Annotated in this window: 21 protein-coding genes; 10 read left to right on the forward strand and 11 right to left on the reverse strand. The window is 71.5% G+C overall.

Annotated features, from left to right (window positions below):
* Genes ACLZOT_RS15510 through ACLZOT_RS15530 form a run of 5 tightly spaced genes read right to left on the reverse strand, consistent with a single transcriptional unit; the run spans nucleotide 1 to nucleotide 3,855 of the window.
* Nucleotides 1–960, reverse strand: coding sequence for a sugar kinase (locus tag ACLZOT_RS15510; RefSeq protein ID WP_416969469.1), 960 nt, complete (start codon nucleotides 958–960; stop codon nucleotides 1–3).
* An 11-nt stretch (nucleotides 961–971) separates the two neighbouring features.
* The gene (locus tag ACLZOT_RS15515) at nucleotides 972–1,709 is read right to left on the reverse strand and encodes an amino acid ABC transporter ATP-binding protein (RefSeq protein WP_416969470.1); all 738 of its coding nucleotides are present in this window, start codon (nucleotides 1,707–1,709) and stop codon (nucleotides 972–974) included.
* Nucleotides 1,706–2,356 carry an amino acid ABC transporter permease gene (locus ACLZOT_RS15520; protein WP_416969471.1) on the reverse strand — a complete coding sequence of 217 codons (651 nt, stop codon included), beginning with the start codon at nucleotides 2,354–2,356 and terminating at the stop codon, nucleotides 1,706–1,708. Before ACLZOT_RS15520 ends, ACLZOT_RS15515 begins: the two co-directional genes overlap by 4 nt.
* Nucleotide 2,357: 1 nt before the next feature.
* On the reverse strand, nucleotides 2,358–3,056 hold the full coding sequence (locus ACLZOT_RS15525; RefSeq protein WP_416969472.1) for an amino acid ABC transporter permease: 699 nt from the start codon (nucleotides 3,054–3,056) through the stop codon (nucleotides 2,358–2,360).
* A 13-nt stretch (nucleotides 3,057–3,069) separates the two neighbouring features.
* Entirely contained in the window at nucleotides 3,070–3,855 is a 786-nt protein-coding gene (locus ACLZOT_RS15530; RefSeq protein WP_416969473.1) for a transporter substrate-binding domain-containing protein, read from the reverse strand.
* Between the two features lie 213 nt (nucleotides 3,856–4,068).
* Here ACLZOT_RS15530 and ACLZOT_RS15535 point away from each other — a divergent pair, with 213 nt between their 5' ends.
* Nucleotides 4,069–4,863 (forward strand): IclR family transcriptional regulator, encoded by a 795-nt coding sequence (locus tag ACLZOT_RS15535; RefSeq protein WP_416969474.1) that lies wholly within the window; start codon nucleotides 4,069–4,071, stop codon nucleotides 4,861–4,863.
* 47 nt (nucleotides 4,864–4,910) lie between these two features.
* The gene (locus ACLZOT_RS15540; RefSeq protein ID WP_416969475.1) at nucleotides 4,911–6,020 is read left to right on the forward strand and encodes an acyl-CoA dehydrogenase family protein; all 1,110 of its coding nucleotides are present in this window, start codon (nucleotides 4,911–4,913) and stop codon (nucleotides 6,018–6,020) included.
* On the opposite strand, the gene ACLZOT_RS15545 is transcribed toward ACLZOT_RS15540, so the two are convergent.
* On the reverse strand, nucleotides 6,011–6,547 hold the full coding sequence (locus ACLZOT_RS15545; RefSeq protein WP_416969476.1) for a GNAT family N-acetyltransferase: 537 nt from the start codon (nucleotides 6,545–6,547) through the stop codon (nucleotides 6,011–6,013). The genes ACLZOT_RS15540 and ACLZOT_RS15545 overlap by 10 nt on opposite strands.
* Before the next feature lie 129 nt (nucleotides 6,548–6,676).
* Here ACLZOT_RS15545 and ACLZOT_RS15550 point away from each other — a divergent pair, with 129 nt between their 5' ends.
* Genes ACLZOT_RS15550 through ACLZOT_RS15565 form a run of 4 tightly spaced genes read left to right on the forward strand, consistent with a single transcriptional unit; the run spans nucleotide 6,677 to nucleotide 11,944 of the window.
* Nucleotides 6,677–7,639, forward strand: a complete 963-nt coding sequence (locus ACLZOT_RS15550; protein WP_416969477.1) for an ABC transporter permease — start codon at nucleotides 6,677–6,679, stop codon at nucleotides 7,637–7,639.
* The gene (locus ACLZOT_RS15555) at nucleotides 7,639–8,508 is read left to right on the forward strand and encodes an ABC transporter permease (RefSeq protein WP_416969478.1); all 870 of its coding nucleotides are present in this window, start codon (nucleotides 7,639–7,641) and stop codon (nucleotides 8,506–8,508) included. Before ACLZOT_RS15550 ends, ACLZOT_RS15555 begins: the two co-directional genes overlap by 1 nt.
* On the forward strand, nucleotides 8,505–10,250 hold the full coding sequence (locus tag ACLZOT_RS15560; protein ID WP_416969479.1) for a dipeptide ABC transporter ATP-binding protein: 1,746 nt from the start codon (nucleotides 8,505–8,507) through the stop codon (nucleotides 10,248–10,250). Before ACLZOT_RS15555 ends, ACLZOT_RS15560 begins: the two co-directional genes overlap by 4 nt.
* Before the next feature lie 59 nt (nucleotides 10,251–10,309).
* Nucleotides 10,310–11,944 carry an ABC transporter substrate-binding protein gene (locus ACLZOT_RS15565; protein ID WP_416969480.1) on the forward strand — a complete coding sequence of 545 codons (1,635 nt, stop codon included), beginning with the start codon at nucleotides 10,310–10,312 and terminating at the stop codon, nucleotides 11,942–11,944.
* A gap of 66 nt (nucleotides 11,945–12,010) precedes the next feature.
* Here the strand turns inward: ACLZOT_RS15565 and ACLZOT_RS15570 are convergent, their stop codons facing one another.
* From ACLZOT_RS15570 to ACLZOT_RS15585, 4 genes are all read right to left on the reverse strand, one after another.
* On the reverse strand, nucleotides 12,011–12,472 hold the full coding sequence (locus ACLZOT_RS15570; protein WP_416969481.1) for a hypothetical protein: 462 nt from the start codon (nucleotides 12,470–12,472) through the stop codon (nucleotides 12,011–12,013).
* Nucleotides 12,473–12,689: 217 nt separating this feature from the next.
* Entirely contained in the window at nucleotides 12,690–13,334 is a 645-nt protein-coding gene (locus ACLZOT_RS15575) for a DsbA family oxidoreductase (protein WP_416969805.1), read from the reverse strand.
* Nucleotides 13,335–13,339: 5 nt separating this feature from the next.
* The gene (locus ACLZOT_RS15580) at nucleotides 13,340–13,495 is read right to left on the reverse strand and encodes a hypothetical protein (RefSeq protein ID WP_416969482.1); all 156 of its coding nucleotides are present in this window, start codon (nucleotides 13,493–13,495) and stop codon (nucleotides 13,340–13,342) included.
* On the reverse strand, nucleotides 13,492–14,223 hold the full coding sequence (locus ACLZOT_RS15585; RefSeq protein WP_416969483.1) for an SDR family NAD(P)-dependent oxidoreductase: 732 nt from the start codon (nucleotides 14,221–14,223) through the stop codon (nucleotides 13,492–13,494). Before ACLZOT_RS15585 ends, ACLZOT_RS15580 begins: the two co-directional genes overlap by 4 nt.
* A gap of 154 nt (nucleotides 14,224–14,377) precedes the next feature.
* On the opposite strand from ACLZOT_RS15585, the gene ACLZOT_RS15590 reads away from it, so the two are divergent.
* Nucleotides 14,378–15,004: a TetR/AcrR family transcriptional regulator gene (locus tag ACLZOT_RS15590; protein ID WP_416969484.1), complete on the forward strand. Its 627-nt coding sequence runs from the start codon at nucleotides 14,378–14,380 to the stop codon at nucleotides 15,002–15,004.
* A 267-nt stretch (nucleotides 15,005–15,271) separates the two neighbouring features.
* Here the strand turns inward: ACLZOT_RS15590 and ACLZOT_RS15595 are convergent, their stop codons facing one another.
* A complete protein-coding gene (locus ACLZOT_RS15595; protein ID WP_416969485.1) occupies nucleotides 15,272–15,862 on the reverse strand; it encodes a TetR/AcrR family transcriptional regulator in 591 nt (196 codons plus the stop codon).
* A 188-nt stretch (nucleotides 15,863–16,050) separates the two neighbouring features.
* Between ACLZOT_RS15595 and ACLZOT_RS15600 the strand changes: the two genes are divergently transcribed.
* The 3 genes from ACLZOT_RS15600 to ACLZOT_RS15610 all read left to right on the forward strand — a co-directional run bounded on the left by ACLZOT_RS15600 (nucleotide 16,051) and on the right by ACLZOT_RS15610 (nucleotide 19,119).
* A complete protein-coding gene (locus ACLZOT_RS15600; RefSeq protein ID WP_416969486.1) occupies nucleotides 16,051–17,088 on the forward strand; it encodes a zinc-dependent alcohol dehydrogenase in 1,038 nt (345 codons plus the stop codon).
* Between the two features lie 44 nt (nucleotides 17,089–17,132).
* Nucleotides 17,133–17,807: a PaaI family thioesterase gene (locus ACLZOT_RS15605; RefSeq protein WP_416969487.1), complete on the forward strand. Its 675-nt coding sequence runs from the start codon at nucleotides 17,133–17,135 to the stop codon at nucleotides 17,805–17,807.
* A 118-nt stretch (nucleotides 17,808–17,925) separates the two neighbouring features.
* Nucleotides 17,926–19,119 carry a family 1 glycosylhydrolase gene (locus ACLZOT_RS15610; protein WP_416969488.1) on the forward strand — a complete coding sequence of 398 codons (1,194 nt, stop codon included), beginning with the start codon at nucleotides 17,926–17,928 and terminating at the stop codon, nucleotides 19,117–19,119.
* The last annotated feature ends 25 nt before the right edge of the window (nucleotides 19,120–19,144 follow it).

Raw genomic sequence — 19,144 nt, forward strand, 5'->3', positions numbered from 1 at the left:
CTAGAGGGTCAGCGCGGACCAGGCCGCGTCGTCGAGGGCGAGGTGGTCGTCGAGGGTGGTGCGGGTGAGGGGCGGGGGGACGTCGGCGCGGGTCGCGAGGGTCGCGGCGGCGACGAGGTGACCGAGGCGCAGGGCGTCGGCGGGGGTGCGGGATTCGAGGCGGGCGGCGAGGTATCCGGCGGCGAAGGCGTCTCCGGCGCCGACGCGTTCGACGACGCGGGCGGCGGGGGCGGGGACGAAGGCGGTCGGGTTCTGGGCCTCGTACACCGTCGCTCCATGACTCGCGTCCTTCACCACCAAGGTCGGGCCTGGGATCAGTTCCCGGATCTCTTCGGCCGTACAGGTGTTCCAGAGGGTTTCCGCCTCGTCACGGCCCACGAAGACGATGTCGGCGGCACGGGCGAGCCTCAGGAGTACGGGGGCCGCGTCGGCGTGCCACAGCGCGGGGCGGTGGTTGACGTCGAAGGAGATGAGGGGGCCGGGGACCTTTCTGTGCAGGATGACGGCCTCGACCAGGTCCGCGCACGTGTCCGAGAGCGCTGCCGTGATCCCCGTGAGGTGGAGAACGCGTGCTTCCCGGAGGAGAGGCAGGGCCGTCAGGGCCGGGCCCATCGCCGTGGCCGCCGAATCCCGGCGGTAGTAGTACGTGCCCGTCCCCTCCTCGCCGGGGTCCTTGAAGTAGACGCCGGTCGGCCGGTGGGGGTCGGTCTCGGCGGACGAGATGTCGACGCCGTGGGCCGCGAGGTCGTCCAGGACGCGCCGGCCGAGGGGGTCGGCGCCGACGCGGCCCACCCAGGCGGCGCGGTGTCCGAGCGCGGCCAGGGTGCGGGCGACGTTGGACTCGGCGCCGCCGACGGTGAGGGCGAGGTGGGTCTGACGGTCGAGGGGGGTCGGGGTCGGCGGGCTGAGGACGGCCATCGTCTCGCCGACGCACACGACGTCAGGGGGGAGGTGGTGCACGGGGTGGTCCTTCACGTGTCCAGTACGCGGTGCAGGAACTGCTGGGTGCGCGGCTGTGCCGGGTTCGCGAACACCTCCTGCGGCGGCCCCTGTTCGAGGACGACACCGCCGTCCATGAAGACGACCCGGTCGGCGGTGTCCTTCGCGAACCGCATCTCGTGGGTGACGACGACCATGGTCATGCCGTCCTCGGCGAGGGACCGCATGACGCCGGTGACCTCCCCGACCAGCTCGGGGTCGAGCGCGGAGGTCGGTTCGTCGAAGAACATGACGCTCGGGTCCATGGCGAGGGCGCGGGCGATGGCGACGCGCTGCTGCTGGCCGCCGGAGAGCTGGGCGGGGTAGCTGCCGGCCTTGTCGGCGAGGCCGACGCGGGCGAGGGCGGCGCGGCCGCGTTCCTCGGCGTCGGCCTTGCCGAGGCCGCGCACCTTGAGGAGGGCGAGGGTGACGTTGCCGAGGGCGGTCTTGTGGGGGAACAGGTTGAACTGCTGGAAGACCATCCCGACGTGCCCGAAGATCTCGGGGGCGCGCTTGCGGTCGTGCAGGGGCACGCCGTTGACCCAGACCTCGCCGTCGTCCGCGCGCTCCAGGTCGCACATGATGCGCAGCAGCGTGGACTTGCCGGAGCCGCTGGCGCCGATGAGGACGACGACCTCGCCGGGTTCGACGTCGATGTCGACGCCTTTGAGGACGTCCAGGTCACCGAAGCGCTTGCGCACCCCGGACAGGGAGATTCGTGCGGTGGTCATACGGGGAGCGCCTTTCGTTCCATGCGCCGCACGAGCAGCGACAGCGGGTAGCAGACGGCGAAGTAGAGGGCGGCGACGGCGAGGTAGGAGGTGGTGGGGTCGCCGACGCGGTCGACGACGGCCTGTCCCTGGCGCAGGAGTTCGACGTAGCCGATGACGACGGCGATCGAGGTGTCCTTGATGAGGGACAGGTACTGGCCGACGAGCGGCGGCAGCACGATGGTGCGGGTCTGCGGCAGGACGACGCTGCCGAACGTCCCCGCCCGGCTCAGCCCGAGCACCCGCGCGGCCTCCCACTGCCCGCGCGGCACGGCCTCGATGCCGGCGCGGAAGATCTCCGCGATGTAGGCGCCCTGGTAGAGGGTGAGGGCGACGAGGGCGGCGCCGAAGACGGTGAGCCCCATGGGCGCGATGTAGGCGATGCCGAAGTACAGGAACAGCATCTGGATGAGCAGCGGCGTACCCCGGAACACCTCCAGGTACACCCGCCCGAGCTGCGCGAGGACAGGGATCCGGCTGGTGCGTACGGCGGCGACGAGCAGTCCGAGGAGGGTGCTGGTGCCGATCGCGGCGAGGGAGAGCAGGACGGTGGAGCGCAGGCCGTCGAGGTACAGCTCGCGGTTGGACCACAGGAGCGAGAAGTCCATGTCACGCCCCCTTCAGCAGCAGGCGGCGTACGGGACGACGCTGCGGGACAGGCCGGAACAGGAGGCGGCCCACCAGATTGGCGGCCAGCGCGACCGCGTTGGTCAGCACCAGGTAGAGGACGGCCGCGATGCCGAAGACCTGGACGGTCAGCAGGGTGCGGGAGTTGACGACCATCGCCGTTCCGGTCAGCTCGGGCACGGAGATCGCCGAGAGCAGTGAGGAGCCCAGGATGATCTGGACGAGCTGGTTGACGACGGCCGGGTAGACGTTGCGCAGGGCCTGCGGGAGGACGACGTGCGCGAAGGTGCGTAGAGGTCCGATGGCGAGGACTTTCGCGGCTTCGCGCTGGCCGTCCGGTACGGCGTCGATGCCGGCGCGGAAGATCTCGGTGAGGTAGGCGCCGACGTTGACGCCGAGGGCGAGTACGCCTGCCTGTACGGGAGTCAGGTGCAGGCCCGCCGAGGGCAGGACGAAGTAGGCGACGAACATCTGGAGCAGTACGGGGGTGTTGCGGATGACCTCGACGTACACGGCGGCGGGGGCGCGCAGGGCGAGCCGGCGGGAGCGGCGGGCGAGGGCGCCGAGCAGGCCGAGGGCGAAGGCCAGCGCGAACGCCTCCAGGGAGAGTTTCAGGGACAGCCAGGCGGCGTCGAGGTAGGTGGACCAGTCGCGCAGCGCGTAGCTCCAGTCGACGAACATGTGAACCCCCTTGTCAGTAGGCCGGGTTGAGCGGGAAGACCCGCTCGACGCCGAACCACTTCTTGTAGAGGGCGCCGGCCTCGCCGGAGGTGTTGAACTCCCTCAGCCAGGTGTCGACCCACTGGGTCCAGGTGGCGTCGCCGAGGGGGAGGCCGATGCCGTTGTATTCGAGGGGGACGACGGAGTCCTTGGTGACGGTGAGCGAAGTGTCTTTCTTGGCCTGGTAGTTGAGGAAGTTGGAGTCCTCGACCATGGCGTCGGCCTGGCCCTGTTCGACGGCGAGGACGGCTGCCGAGGAGCTGTCGTACTCCTGGATCTTCGCCTTGGGGTTGGCGGCCTTGACGGCGTCGCCGTTGGTGGAGCCCTTGGTGACGGCGACCGTCTTGCCGGTGAGGTCCCCCAGGGTGGCGATGCCGCTGGACTTCTTCACCAGGAGGACTTCGCCCGCGACGATGTAGGGGTCGCTGAAGGAGACCTGCTTGGCGCGTTCCGGGGTGGTCGTGAAGTTGCAGACGACGGCGTCGACCTTGCCGGTCTGGAGGTTGGGGATGCGGTTGGCGGAGGTGGTGTCGACGATGTGGACCTTGACGCCGAGGGCCTTCGCCATCGCGCCGGCCACGTCGACGTCGTAGCCCTGGGGCTTGTTGTCCTTGTCGAGCGAGCCGAACGGGGGGAAGGTCAGGCAGCTCGCGACGTTCAGGGTGCCGCGTCGGACGACCTCCTGGAGGGTGGAGGAGCGGTCGCCGCCGGTGGCGGCGCTGACCGAGGTGCAGGCGGTGAGGGATGCGAGAGCGGTCACACCGATACAAATCGGAAGCATACGGCGGGTACGGTGACGGGATCTCTTCACGGAGACTCCCTTCCGGGAGGGGGTGTTTTGCAGTGCAGAATTAGATTTCACATTGCACTGCTGGGCGTTGCCGAGAAATTAGCCCCGTCCCCGATCGACGTCAATGCCGGATTTCAATATGTAACATTCCGTTTTGCAGTGCAGTACGGTAGGGTCCGCCGCGTGACCTCCGAGACCCCCCGCAACTCGTCCTCGTCCCTGCGCCGCGCGCTCGGCATCCTCATGCACCTCGCCGAGGACCACGGCCACCCCCAGGGCGTCTCCCTCACCGACCTCGCGACCGGGCTCGGCATGAGCAAGAGCACGGTGCTGCGGCTCGTCGCACCCCTGCGGGAGACCCGGCTCGTCGACCAGGACCCCGAGAGCGGCCACTACCGGCTCGGCCCGCAGAACGCGCTGCTCGGCCAGGTCTACCTGGAGCGCCTCGACATCCGCCGGACGGCCGCCCCGCTCCTGCACCAGCTCGCCCAGGACGCCCGCGAGGCCGTCCACCTGGTGAGCTTCGACCCGCCGGAGATCGTCTACATCGACAAGGTCGAGAGCCCACAGGCCGTACGGATGCACTCCCGCGTCGGCGGGCGCCAGCCCGCGTACTGCACGGCGACCGGCAAGGCGTTCCTGGCCCACGCGACGGACGCCGTCCTGGACGAGGTCCTGGCAGCGGGCCTCCCCGCCCGCACCCCCGCCACCCTCACGACCCCGGCCCTCCTGCACGCCGAACTCGCCGCCGTCCGCGAACTCGGCTACGCCGTCGACGACGTCGAGAACGAACTCGACATCCGCTGCGTCGCAGCCCCCGTCTTCGGCCACACCGGCACGGTGCTCACGGCGATCAGCGTCTCGGGCCCGGCGTCCCGGGTGACGCACGAGCGGTTGCCGGAACTCGCGGGGCAGGTGATGGGGGCGGCTCGGGCACTCACCGAGCGGCTGGGCGGGGTGGTGCCCGAAGGGCGGTGAGTCCGCCGGAGGTACCGTGCCCCGAGGCAGCCTAAGGAGAGCGCGGGATGGCGGAGTTGGAGCACGTGCTGGCCGTGATCGCCCGGCGGCGGGCGGAGTTCGAGGCGAAGGGGCACGTTCCGCGGGATGTGATCGAGGAGTTCAAGCGGGCCGGGGTGTACCGGGCGGGTGTTCCCCGGAGGTTCGGTGGGGACGCTCTCGCGCCTGCCGAGTTCCTGCGGATCGTGGAGCGGATCTCGGAGGTGGACGGGTCGGCCGGGTGGGTCGCCAGTTTCGGGTCGGCCACGGTCTATCTCGCCGGGCTTCCGCTGGAGACGCAGGCCGAGTTGTACGCGGACGGGCCGGACGTGGCGTTCGCGGGAGGGCTGTTCCCCGTGCAGCCGGCGGCGCGTGTCGAGGGTGGGTACCGGGTCGCCGGGCGGTGGAAGTTCGCGAGCGGTTGCCAGAGCGCGGATGTCCTCGGCGTGGGCATCAAGGCCGGTGAGACCCGTGCCGGGCGGCCCCTCACCGCCGTGCTCCGGCCCGGGCAGGTCGAGATCGCCGAGAACTGGGACGTCATCGGGCTGCGCGGGACCGGCAGTCACGATCTGGTGGTGGACGGGGTCGTCGTACCGGAGGAGTGGACGTTCGTCCGAGGCGGTCCGGCGACGGTGGACGAGCCGTTGTACCGGTATCCGACGGTGCCCTATGCCGCGCAGGTGCTGGCAGTCGTGGGGCTCGGGGTGGCCCGTACCGCCCTGGACCATGTCGCGGCGGACGGCGGACGGCCCGCGTGGACCGGCTCCCCGAAACCGGCCGACCGGGCGACGTACCGTATCGCGACAGCCCGGGCGGAGGCTCGACTCCGGTCGGCGCGGGCCTACTTCTACGAGGTGACGCACGAGGTGTGGGCCACGGTCGAGGCGGGCGACCCGGCGTCGCGGGCGCAGGCGAGCGCGGTGCGGCTGGCGTCGGCGCACCTCGCGCAGACGGCGTTCGAAGTGGCCCGCGCCGCCTACCAGTTGGGCGGGACGTCGGCGATCACGACGGGCGGCGTCCTCGAACGGTGCCTGCGGGACGCGTCGGTCGTCCCGCAGCACGCCTTCCTCCAGGAGTCGGTGTACGAGGGCGCGGGCGCCGTCCTGACCGGGGTGGAGCCGTTCCCCGGTTACGTCTGACCGACGATCCGGGACCACACCTCGACATCGTGCCGCACCCCGTCGAGCTCCAGCGCCGAACGCAGCACCCCTTCCCGGGTCATCCCGAGCCGCTCGGCGACGGCGAGGCTGGCGGTGTTCCCGGTGGCGGCGGCCCACTCGACGCGGGACATGCCGCGCACCTCGATCGCCCAGTCGGTGAGCAGGCGCGCGGTGCCGGTGGCGAGACCTCGCCCGCGCGCCTCGGGCGCGAGCCAGGCGCCGATCGAGCAGGTGCCGGTGCGCGCGTCGAACGCCCCGAACCCGGCGCCGCCGACGAGGAGTTGGTCGAGCCAGATGCCGTAGACGCGGCGCCCGTCGCGGGCCTGGTCGTCGGCGTAGCCCTGTAGCCAGCGGGCGGCCTTGGCGGGTTCGTCGATGTCCGTCGCCCAGGGCATCCAGGGGGTGAGATGGCGGCCGGAGCGTACGACGAACTCGTAGAACTCCTGCGCCCGCCAGGGTTCGAGGGCGCGCAGTTCGGCCCCTTCAGTGACGGGAAGAGTCAGCATGGGGGTCCCGATTCGGTTCTGTGGAGGTTGTGCGCTCACCTTGAGGACGACCCGAGCACTTATACAACCAATGTTCTCAAACATTCAAGATCTTGCAGTGATCTTGGGGGAATCGTAGAGTCCCCCCTCGTGGCCGCCTTCGTCCTCAGACGGCTGGGTGGCGGGCTGCTGCTTCTGCCGGCCCTCAGCTTCCTGGTCTTCGCCCTGCTCGCCGCGAGTCCGGGCACTCCCCTCCAGACCCTCCTCGGCACCCGCCCCGCATCCCCGGAGCTGGTGGCCGAGTTACGCGCACGCCATCACCTCGACGAGCCGTTCGTCCTCCAGTACCTGCACTGGCTGGGCGGCGCCCTACGCCTGGACCTCGGCCGGTCGATCTCCGTCCAGGCGGGCACCCCGGTCACCGACATGGTTGCCGGCCGGATCGCGCTCAGCGCCGAACTCGCCCTGTACTGCCTCCTGTTGGTCCTGCTGATCGGCGTCCCGCTGGGCGTCCTCGCGGGCCTGCGGCAGGGCCGGACGACGGACCGGGCCATCTCGCTGCTGGCCACGATCGGCTTCGGCGCCCCCGCGTACGCCCTGTCCGTCGTCCTGCTCTACGTGTTCGGCGTCGAACTGGGCTGGTTCCCGGTGTACGGCGCGGGCGAGAACGCGTTCACCGACCGGATCACCCACCTCACCCTGCCCGCCGTGGCGCTCGCGACGCTCCTCGCCTCGACCGTCGTACGGCAGACCCGGGCCGCGACGGCGGCGGTGATGCGGCAGGACTATCTGACGTTCGCGCGGCTGCGGGGGATCGACCCCCGCCGGGTACTGGTGCGTTACGTGCTGCGCAACGCCGCTCCCCCGGTCGTCACCAGCGCCGGACTGCTGCTGGTGGCGCCGCTGAGCGCGGGCGTCTTCGTCGAGCAGGTGTTCTCGCTGCCCGGCACGGGGTCGCTGCTGCTGACGGCGGTGGCCGCCGAGGACGTCCCCGTCGTGCAGGGGGTCGCGCTGCACCTGGGCGCGATCGTCGTCGTGGTGAACCTCCTGGTCGACCTGCTCGGGTTCGCGCTGGATCCACGGGTGCGGCTGCACGCGGCGGGGGAGGTCTGATGCGGGCACGGCGCGACGGCCGGGAAGGTCCGACGGGGATGCGGCACGCCGGGGAATCCGTACGCCGGTCACGCCCCCCGCTGCTGGTGCTGCTCGCCACGGCCTGTGTCGCCGTCGTCGCGGTGCTGGTGGTGGCGGGCGGGGCGCTCGCGCCGTACGACCCGGCCCGCCAGGACCTGCTGCTGGGTGCGGCCGGGCCGGGCGGCGGGCACTGGCTCGGGACGGACGCGCTCGGGCGTGACGTCCTGTCGCAGGTGCTCGCCGGGGCGCGGTCGGCCGTGGTCGGACCGCTGGTCGCGGCGGTGGGGGCGCTGCTGATCGGCGTCCCGCTCGGGCTCGCGGCCGGGTATCTCGGCGGCTGGACCGACGCCCTGACAAACCGTTTCGCCGAGCTGGTGTACGTCCTTCCGGTGATGCTGCTCGTCGTCGTGGTCGTCGGGACGGTCGGCAACGGCTACTGGCTCGCCGTCGCGGTCGTCACCCTCGTCTCGCTGCCGGCGCAGATCCGGTTGTGCCGGGGCACGACCCTGGTCCAGGCCCGGCTGCCGTACGTCGAGGCCGCGCGCACCCTCGGGCTGCCCGCCGCGCGGATCATGGTCCGGCACATCCTGCCGAACATCCTGCCCACGGTCGTGACGACGTTCCTCCTCGACTTCGTGGGCGCGCTGATCGGGCTGTCCGGGCTGTCGTACCTGGGCCTCGGCGTCCCGCCGGGCACGCCGGACTGGGGTGAACTCCTGCGCCAGGGACAGAGCTTGCTCACCGTGAACCCGTATCTGTCGCTCGCCCCCGGGGTGATGATCATCGTCTCGGCGGTGGGGGTCACGCTGGTCGGGGACTGGCTGTACGAGCGGGGGACGGCCCGGTGAACGACGCTCTGCTCTCGGTACGCGGCCTGCGCGTACGCACCCGCGACGGCCGGCTCCTCGTCGACGGCGTCGACTTCGACCTGCCGGCCGGTGAAACCCTGGGCGTGGTCGGGGAGTCGGGCAGCGGCAAGACGCTCACCGCGCGGGCCGTCATGGGCGTGCTCGACCCGGGGCTCCGCGCCGAGGGCCACGTCCTCTTCGACGGCGGGGAGTTACTGGGCCGCCGGGAGCGGGAGCTGCGTCCGCTGCGGGGTACGCGGCTGGCGATGGTCCTCCAGGACCCGTTCACCGCGCTCAACCCCCTCCAGACGGTCGGCGCCCACCTGCGGGAGTCGCTGGCCCCAACCTCCCGCACTCCTGCGGAGGTTGCGCGGCGTCTGCGTGAAGTCGGCCTGGATCCCGAGGCCGTGGCGGGCCGGTACCCCTTCCAGCTGTCCGGCGGGATGCGGCAGCGCGTCGCCGTCGCGGCGGCCCTCGCCCAGGACCCGGACCTGCTCGTCGCCGACGAGCCGACGACAGCCCTGGACGTCACGACGCAGGCCGAAGTCCTCGCGCTGCTACGGCGGTTGCAGGCGGAGCGGGGCATGGCGCTGCTGCTCGTCACGCACGATCTGCGCGTCGCGTTCTCCGTCTGCCACCGGGTGCTCGTCATGTACGCCGGGTCGGTCCTGGAGGACGCGCCCGCGGGCGACCTCGCCCGCTCCCCCGGCCACCCCTACAGCCTGGGCCTCATGCTGGCCGAACCCCCGGTCTCCCACTACGTCGACCGGCTCCCCTCGCTCCCCGGCCAGGTCCCGCCCGCCGACACGGTCACCGGCACCTGCGCCTTCGCCGCGCGCTGCGCGTGGCGGCGGGACGTCTGTACGTCGGCCCGGCCCACGCCGGTCGCGGTGTCGCCGGGGCGGACGTCGGCGTGCGTGCGACTCGCCGACATCCAGGGCGAGTTGCGGATCTCCCCCGCCGAGGCGAGCGCCCCTCCCCCGGTCTCCGGCGGCGCCCCGCTCCTCGTCGTCGACTCCCTCACCAAGACGTATCGCGGCTCAACCGCCTTGAAGGACGCCTCTCTTGAAGTGGGCGAGGGCGAATCCCTCGGCGTGGTCGGCGAGACCGGCTCCGGCAAGACGACCCTCGTCCGCTGCGTCCTGGGCCTGACCCGGCCCACTTCGGGGACGATCCGGCTCGCCGGGACCGACATCAGCGACTACCGCAGACTCAACCGCCGCGACCTGCGCGAGGTGCGGCAACTGGTCCAGATCGTCTTCCAGGACCCGTACTCCTCCCTCAACCCCCGCCTCACGATCGGTACGGCGCTGCGCGAGGCGATCTCCGTCGGCGCCGAACCCGGCGGGCGGGCCGAGGAGTTGCTGGAGCACGTGGGGCTCCCCGCGTCCTATGCGCTGCGGCGGCCGGCCGCGCTGTCCGGCGGTGAGCGTCAACGCGTCGCTGTCGCACGGGCGTTGGCGGTCCGGCCCAAGCTGCTGATCTGCGACGAGCCGGTCGCCGCGCTCGACGTGTCGGTGCAGGCGCAGATCCTCGAACTCCTGCGGCGGGTACGGGCCGAGTACGGCACGAGCCTGCTGTTCATCACCCACGACCTGTCCGTCGTACGGCAGATGACCGACCGGGCGGTCGTGCTGCGGGGCGGGGAGGTCGTCGAGAGCGGGACGACCGCCGGCCTGCTGGACGCGCCGAAGCACCCCCACACGCGGCGGCTTCTCGCCTCGGTCCCGGGTGAGAGCTGAACTCCTGAGCAGAGCACGCCACTTGTACTGATCGGCCACTTGCACAGATCGGAAAGACGATGCCCCCCACTCCTCTCCCCCGGCAGATCTCCTGGCGCACGACGTCCGCCGTGCTCCTCCTCGCGCTCACCGCGACCGCCTGCTCCGGTGACGACTCGTCGGGCGACGGCGCGAAGAAGGCGACCGACAGGACGCTCCCGGTGGTGAACTGGGCGCTGCCCAACGCGCCCGCGTCCCTCGACTACGCGAAGAGCTACGACAACAACACGACCGGCGCGGTGATGTCCCTCGTGACGGAACCCCTCGAACGGGTCTCCAGCACCGGCGAGTTCACCCCGAACCTGGCGACCTCGGTGACCCAGCCTGACTCGACGACCCTGGTGTACAAGCTGCGCTCGGGGGTGAGGTTCGCGTCCGGGGCGGAGCTGACCGCGCAGGACGTCGCCTGGAGCATCGAGCACTTCACGGCGGAGGAGGCGCAGACGGCCGTCCTCGGGCAGAAGGTCGGGAGCGTCACGGTGACGGGGCCGCTGGAGGTCACCGTGAAACTGTCGGCGCCCGCGCCCACCGCCCGGGCCGGGATCGCGCTTGCGACGCTCGTCGAGGAGGCGCGCTTCGCGAAGGCCCACCCGAAGGACCTCGGCAACGCGGGCACCGCCCCGGTCGGCACCGGCCCCTACCGGGTCGAGTCGCACACCGCCGAGAAGATCACGCTGGTCCGCAATCCGCGGTACACGCGTGCCAAGGCCGCCGCCGACAAGGTCGTCTTCTCCGTGATCCCGGACGACACCGCGCGTCAACTCGCCCTGCGGTCCGGGTCGATCGACGGCGGGCCGGTCACCTCGCTGAAGAGCGCCGCGCAGTGGAAGTCCATCCCGGGCGCGGCCCTCCATGCGTCGCCGTCGCTCTCCCAGAACTTCCTGTCGATGGACGTCACCAAGGCGCCCTTCGACGACGTCCACGTCCGCCGGGCCGTCGCCCTGTCCGTCGAGCGCGACGGCATCATGAAGGCCGGGTTCGGGTCGTACGCCGAGCCGATGAAGGGGCTGATCCCGGCCGGTGAGCTGGCGGGCGTCGCCGGTTCGCGGCAGGCCGCCGACACCTTCCTCGCCGGGCTCCCGCAGTACCCGCACAACGCGTCCGAGGCCAAGGCGGAACTCGCCAAGTCCGCCCACCCGAAGGGCTTTTCGGCGACCGTCGAGTACGTCAAGGAGTACGCCTGGCAGGAGCTGACCGTCCTCAGCCTCCAGGAGAACCTGCGGCCCCTCGGGGTCACGATCACCCCGAAGCCGGTCACCGCGAACGAGTGGTACGCCAAGCTCTTCAAGCACGAACTCACCGGTATCACCCTGCCGTTCGGGTTCGGCGCGAGCTATCCCGACCCGGCGGCCCTGCTCGGCAAGCTGGTCGGCAAGGCCAACATCGGTGCCCAGAAGATCAACATCGCCAACTGGTCGACGCCCGAGGTCGACAAGGCCCAGCAGACCGTCATGACGGCGGGCCCGGCCGACGTCCGCTGGAACGCCGCGAAGACGATCCTCACCCAGGTCGCCGACCAGGTCCCCTACGTCCCCCTCTTCACCGAGGACGAGGTCTACGCCGTCGGCAGGAACCTCACCCTCACGGGCTCCGGCCTCACCTCCTTCGACCTGTCCAACGGGAGCTGGATCTTCTCGGTGAAGGCGGCGGGCTGAGCCGACGGCGCCGGTCCCGCGCTCGGTGGTACGAGCGCGGGACCGGTCCGCCGGGGCCCGGCCGGCTCAGCCGGGCTGTGTCCAGTTGTGCCACTTGCCGTTGTAGAAGCAGTTCTGCCAGTACGGGTACGACGCCTTCGCCACCAGGACGATGATGCAGCGGCTGCGGATGCCCGCACCGACCTGGCCGGGGCCGTACATGTCGTCGGCCCTGCCCTTGCCCGGGAGTTCCTGCCAGCCCGAGGCGGCCTTCCAGGTGTGCCAGACCGTGCGGTCGGGGGCGATGACGAAGACCTCGTCGGTGTGGCCGTCGGCGTTCCAGTCCACCCAGGAGGTCTTGGTGTAGCACTTCTTGTAGCCGGTGTGGTCGAAGGCGACGACCTTCTCTTTCTTCTTCTTGCAGGCCGCGGCCACGCTGTGGGTGCTGTCGGTGGCTGCTCCCGTGCCGGCGCTGTGGGCCGCTCCGGTGCCGGCCAGGCCGACGAGCGCGGCGGCGACACAGACGCCGGTCCTGGCGATGTTCCTCATTCCCTTGTCCCCCTCGGGTCGGCCGGGCGGATCGGGTACGGCCTCCTGAGCCGCGCCGCCCTGACGAATCGAGCGTGCGGGACAGCGGGGGCCTCGCGGCAGGCCCGCCGCGAGATTGACGGCACGCTGGGACGTCCCCCGCGCCGACCTGCGGAGATACCGGCGGGGGTGATACCTCGGAGGGACGCGGGCGGTGGGTCGAGGCGGCCCTGCCGGGTCACTTCCCCGCGCGGTCCGCGTGAGCCGTGCGCAGGGCCGACAAGAACGTCTCCGCGGACTGGGCGCCGGAGACGCCGTACGCCCGGTTGATCACGAAGAACGGCACGCCCGTGGCGCCGTAGCGGCGGGCGTCCGTGAAGTCCTGGTGGACGGCGTCCCGGTAGGCGTCGCCGGCGAGGACCTTGCGCGTCTCCTCCTCGGGTACGCCGACCTCGGCGCCCAGCCGGGCCAACGTGTCGGCGTCGTCGACGAGTTCGCCCTCGCAGAGGTGCGCGCGCAGGAGCCGTTCGTGCATCGCGTCGCCGAGTCCCCGCTCGGCGGCGAGGTGTCCGACGCGGTGCGCGTCGATCGTGTTGACGGAGACCGCGTGCTCCAGGTCGTACGACAGGCCCTCGGCGGCGGCGAGTTCGGTGACCTGGCCGGTCATCGCGCGCAGCTGCGCGGGCGGGGCGCCGGTCTTGCGGGCCAGGATCTCGAAGGTGGGGGTGCGCTCGCCCTTGGGGTGGGACGGGTCCAGCTGGAAGCTGTGCCAGTGGACTTCGACGTCGTCGGCATGCTCGAAGCGGCCGAGCGCCGTCTCCATGCGGCGCTTGCCGATGAAGCACCAGGGGCAGACGACGTCGGACCAGATGTCGATACGCATCGTGCTCACAGGTGGCACACTCCGTCCTCGCAGGTGGGGGCATTGTCGGCGCCGAAGGTCTTGAGCGGCGCGGGAGCGGTCCCGGGCACGTTCACGGGAACGTTCCCGTGAGCGTTCCCGGCGTCGGCGGCGGGCAGTTCCTCGGTTTCCATGGTGGTCACGCTCCCGGGATGTAAGGCGGCTGGATCTCCTCGACGCGGTCGCGTCGGGTGTACATGTCCCAGTAGGTCTCGGCGAGGTCGGCCGGGGCCACGACGGGGAGGTGCGCGAGGTCGGCGCTCGCCTCGGCGGACAACTCGCGCCCCGCTTCGGCGAGTTCGCTGTCCGTGATGACGGCGGCGACGGTGAGGGTACCGGCGTAGACACCCGTGCCGGTGAGTTCGGCGTTGAGGGAGTACAGGTAGTTGCGGGCGGCGGCCATCACCGGGCCGAGGCCGCTCATGCCGGGGGCGGGGTGGACGGCGGTGGCGCCGTGGCTGAGGAGGATCGCGCCGTCGCCGCGTTCGACGAGTTCGGGCAGCACGGTGTGGACGATCTCGACGGGGGTGAGCAGGAACAGGCGTGAGCGCAGTTCCAGGGTCGCGGCGTCGAGATCCCTCGCCGGGGCGAAGAGCTGGTCGCCGCCGATCGGGCCGTACTCGACGACGTCGATCCGGCCGAAGTGGGCGCGGATCGACGCGACGAGGGCCGGGACGCCCGCGGTGTCCGTGAGATCGGCGGGGAAGGCGGCGGCGTCGATGCCCTCGGCTGCGAGCTGTTCGACGAGCGCGTCGAGGCGGTCCTTGCGGCGGGCGACGAGCGCGACGCGGAAGCCCTCGCGGCCGAAGCGGCGGGCGACGGCGACGCCGAGGCCGGTTCCGGCGCCGAAGACGGCGATCACTTCGGACATGGGCTGCTGCTCCTGAGCACCTCGACGGAGATATTGACCCCGTGGTCAACTTATGTCCGCGACTGTAGCATCCAACTTGACCACTGGGTCAAGTTAACTTTCGGGGCAGATGCGACCATGGAGTCCGAACCGAGCTGACCAGGAGGAACACCGGATGCGCGCCGACGCACGACGCAACGCGGAGAAGCTCCGGGCCGCGGCGGCGGAGGTCTTCCGCGAGCAGGGCCTGCACGCGCCGCTCAAGGAGATCGCCCGGCGGGCCGGGGTGAGCCACGGCACGCTCTACAACCTGTTCGGCACCCGCGAGGCGCTGATCGACGAGGTCGCCGTGGACCTCGCGGGCGAGCGGCTCGAAGAGGTAGCCCAGGAGGCGCTGGCACACGACGACGCGTGGGCCGGTTTCGTCTTCTACCTGGAGAAGGTCTGCGAGTTGCAGGCGACCGAGCCCGCGGTCGGGGACGTGATGACCGGCACCCATCCCGGCGCCGCGCGGCTCATGGCCGTCTGCGCGCGGTCCCAGGACATGGCGGTGCGGCTCATCTCCCGTGCGCAGCGGGCGGGTTCGCTGCGGCCCGACTTCACGCGGGAGGACCTCCTGTTCCTCTTCGGCTCCAGCGCGCTGCTCGCCCGCGCGTCCCGGGGTACGGCGCCGGACGCCTGGCGACGGGGGCTCGCGCTGTCGCTCGACGGGCTGCGCACGGAGGCCGCGCACCCGCTGCCGGTCGCGGCACTGTCGGAGGAACAGCACCGCGAGGTGCTGGGGCGGTTGACGGCGCTCTAGGAGCCTGGGGCGCATTCCGGTCATGACAGGCGCCCCGTTGACGTACAGCCCGCCGTTATCCCGCCGAGAGCCTCACGGACCCGGTGCTCGTCCCCGAGGTCGGGCAGTTCGAGCCCGCCGCGAGGTCCGTGCGGAGGTGATCGCCCGCGTGATGGGTCGACTTCCGGGTGATCGAGGAGGGGAGCTGGGGGTCGGGCAGCGGGGAGACGTCGATCCTGGCGCCGCCGCCTCACAGGTCGACCCACCCGCACAGCCGCCCAACGCCTCTCAGGCCGACTCCCCCACCACCCCCTCGATCACCGTCTCCACCTGCTGGGCGACCAGCTCCAGCGGGACCATGCTGCGCTTCGCCCGGCACATCGCGATGGCCCCCTCGACAGAGGCGACGACCAGCGCGGCGACCCCCTCCGCGCGGTCCGCGTCGGCGCCGTGGGCGCGGAGGGAGCCGGCGAGCAGGCGCTGCCAGTCGTCGAACGCCTCGTCCGCCGCGACCAGCGAGGGGGGCACCTCGTCGGTGAGGGGTTCCTCGACGGAGACGGCGAGGACCGGGCAGCCCGCGTGATAGTCGCTCTTGACGACGATGCCCCGCCACAGCGCGAGGAACGCCCGCACCCCGGCGACCGGACCGGCGTCCAGTTCCTCGCGGAGGATGCGGGAGACCGTCGTACCGGCGTAGCGGACCGCCTCGGTGGCGAGCTGCTGCTTGCCGTCGGGGAAGTAGTGGTACGTCGAGCCGAGCGGCGCCTTCGCGTGTTTGGCCAGCTCACGGATGCTCGTCGCGTTCAGTCCGCGTCTGCTGATCAGGTCGGCGGCGCCCGCGACGATGCGGTCGCGCGACGGCGTGTTCGGTGCGGCCACGGCCGTACCCCTTTCTGGACCCCTCTGGCTATAACGGCCGTCATAGTCTAGCCTGAGGCCCGCTTATAACGACTGTCATAGCGCGTTCGCACGCCATCCGTATGTTTTTGAGGAGGCCCCCGTGCCCGTGTTCCGACCCACCCCGCCCGCAGGCACCCTCGCGGCACTCACGAAGGGACGGCAGGCCGGTGCGTGAACTCACCTATGTCGCCCGCAACTCGGCCGAGTGGCGTGAGGTGCCGGACCCGAGGCTCGGCTCGGACCTGGCGGCGATCGTCGCGCCGGTCGCCGCCACCTCGTGCGATGTCGACACCGCGATTTTGGCCGGACATGCCACGCGGCGGGAGCTGCATATCGGACACAGCGTGGAGCCGCCGTTCGCGTTGGGGCACGAGTGCGTCGCCCGTGTCGTGGAGGTCGGCGACGCGGTGACCTCCGTCCGGCCCGGAGACCTCGTCGTCGTGCCGTGGTCGATCAACTGCGGTACGTGCGGCCACTGTTCGGCCGGTCTGACCGCTCACTGCTCGGCCGTACCGCACATGGCGATGTACGGGGCTCCGATCGGGGGGAGTTGGGGCGGGCTCTTCTCCGAGCTGGTGCGGGTGCCGTGGGCGGACGCCATGCTCGTACCGCTGCCCGGCGATCTCGATCCGGTCGCGATGGCGGCGGCCAGTGACAACTGGTCCCTGTCCTGGCGCCTGGTGGCCCCGCATCTGAGGAACCGGCCGGGGGCGCGGGTGCTGGTCGTGGCGCGCGGGAGCATCGGGCTGTACGTGTGCGACATCGCGCGGGCGCTGGGCGCGTCCGAGGTGCTGTACGTCGACCCCGATGCCGGGCACCGGGCAATCGCGCGGGAGTTCGGGGCGGTGACGGCCGAGGCGCTCGAACCGGTGCCGCACGGCTTCGACATCGCGGTGGAGGCGACGGGGCGGGTCGACCAGTTGGCGCTGGCGGTCAAGTCCCTTGTGCCCGAGGGGATCTGCGAGTCGGCGGGCAACCACTTCCGGCCCGGCGAGCTGCCCCTGCTGGACATGTACCTCACGGGCGTGACCCTGCGCATCGCCCGCGACAACGTCCGGGGCCATATCCCGGACGCCCTCGAACTCGCCCGCTCCGGCAAGGTCGACCCGCGCCGGGTCGTCTCTCACGTCCTGGACTGGGAGCAACTGCCCGACGCGCTGCCGGAGAAGCACCTGAAACCGGTGTTCGTCCGGGCCGACGCCTGAGACCGCCACGAGAACCACCCCTTCCCCCCACCGCGAGAAACACGATGAGCGCACTGCCGAGAACCACACCCACCCACCCCGGCACCGACCCCGCCCTCACCCACCACCGCGCCGCCATAGCCACCCTGGGCCGGGAGCTCCGCGCCCTCGTCGACGCCGCCGTCCGCTCCACCGCCCCGCCCGAGACCCTGTACGACATCGCGGAAGCCGTCCGTGACCTCGCCGCCCGCTTCACCGGCCCCGTCCGGACTCGCGCGCAGATCCCGGTGGTCGACGAATTCCCGGGTGCCGTACGGATGTTCAGCCCCGTCATCGGCGAGGGCAGTCCCCTCGCGCCGCCGGTGCGGATCGCCCGGGACGGCGACGGCGTCGTAGGGCTCTGCACGCTCGGTCTCACGCACGAGGGGCCGCCCGGTTACGGTCACGGCGGGTTCACGGCGATGCTCCTGGACGAGTTGATGGGGCACGCCTGCGTCGCGGCGGGCCGTCCCGGTATGACCATCTCCCTCACCACCCGGTATCACCGGCCGGTCCCGCTGGAGACGCCGTTGCGGATCCACGCCCGGGTCACCGCCGCCGAGGGCCGCAAGGTCTTCGTGACCGGCGTGGTCAGCACGGCGGAGGACCCGGTGACGCCCCTGGCGGGGGCCGAGGCGGTGTTCGTCGCGCCCGACCCCGAGCGGGCGCAGGCCCTGTTCCCGCACCTGAGGGAGTCCTGACCCGTACGAGGTCTTGCCCTGTGACGGCGACCGGGAGTTTAATCCCGCTTGAAAAGTATCCATCGTGGTTACTTTCGACGTCGTCGCTACCTCGTCGTCACTACCTCAAGGACCGCCCATGCGCAGCAAGCCGGCCTTTCTCTGGGGCGCCTCGACGGCCCCGCACCAGGTGGAGGGCAACAACGTCAACAGCGACTGGTGGGCCCGCGAGGGGCAGATGCCGGGGATGGAGCGCAGCGGCGACGCCGTCGACAGCTACCACCGGTACGAGGAGGACATGCGCCTCCTCGCGGACGCCGGGCTCACCGCGTACCGCTTCGGCGTCGAGTGGGCGCGGATCGAGCCGGTGCCGGGGCATGTCTCGCGGGCCGAACTCGCCCACTACCGGCGGATGATCGACACGGCGCTGCGGCTCGGTCTGACGCCGGTGATCACCCTGCATCACTTCACGAACCCGCGCTGGTTCGCGGAGGAGGGCGGCTGGCTCGGCGCGTCCGCCGTCGACCGGTTCGCGTCGTACGTCGAGACGGTCTGCGGAATCCTCGACGACGTGCCGTACGTCGCCACCATGAACGAGCCCAACATGCTCGCGATGATGCTGACCATCGAGCGCATGATGAAGGAGCGGCCCGCCGACACCTGGCAGAGCCCGACCGTCGACAACGACTCCCGCCCCACGCTGCCCGCGCCCGACCCCGGGATCGGTTCCGCCCTCGTCAAGGTGCACCACGCGGCCCGCGAGGTCGTGCGGGCCCGTACCGGCGCGGCCGTCGGGTGGACCGTCGCCAACCGTGCCTTCACCGCCCGGCCCGGCGCCGGGGAGCGGCTGCGGGAGCTGGAGCACATCTGGGAGGACCTGTATCTGGAGGCCGCGCGCGGCGACGACTTCGTGGGCGTCCAGTCGTACTCCAGCCAGTGGGTCGGCGCCGACGGGATCGAGCCCCATCCGCCGCACCCCGACAACACCCTCGTCGGCACCGCGTACCGTCCGGACGCGCTCGGCATGGCGATCCGCCACACCTGGGACGTCACCGGGGGCATCCCGGTCCTCGTCACCGAGAACGGCATCGCGACCGGGGACGACGCCCGGCGGATCGCGTACACGCAGGAGGCGTTGCGGCACCTGTTCGCCGCCGTCGACGACGGGATCGACGTCCGGGGGTACCTCCACTGGACCGCCCTAGACAACTACGAATGGGGGCACTGGGAGCCGACGTTCGGCCTGATCGCGGTGGACCGCGAGACGTTCGAACGGACACCGAAGCCGAGCCTGGCGTGGCTGGGAGGGGTGGCCCGGCGGGGGCGGCCCTGAGAGCACGTCACCGGCGGGACGGGAG

It is taken from the genome of Streptomyces sp. 4F14 (assembly GCF_048159485.1).
Taxonomy (GTDB): Bacteria; Actinomycetota; Actinomycetes; order Streptomycetales; family Streptomycetaceae; genus Streptomyces.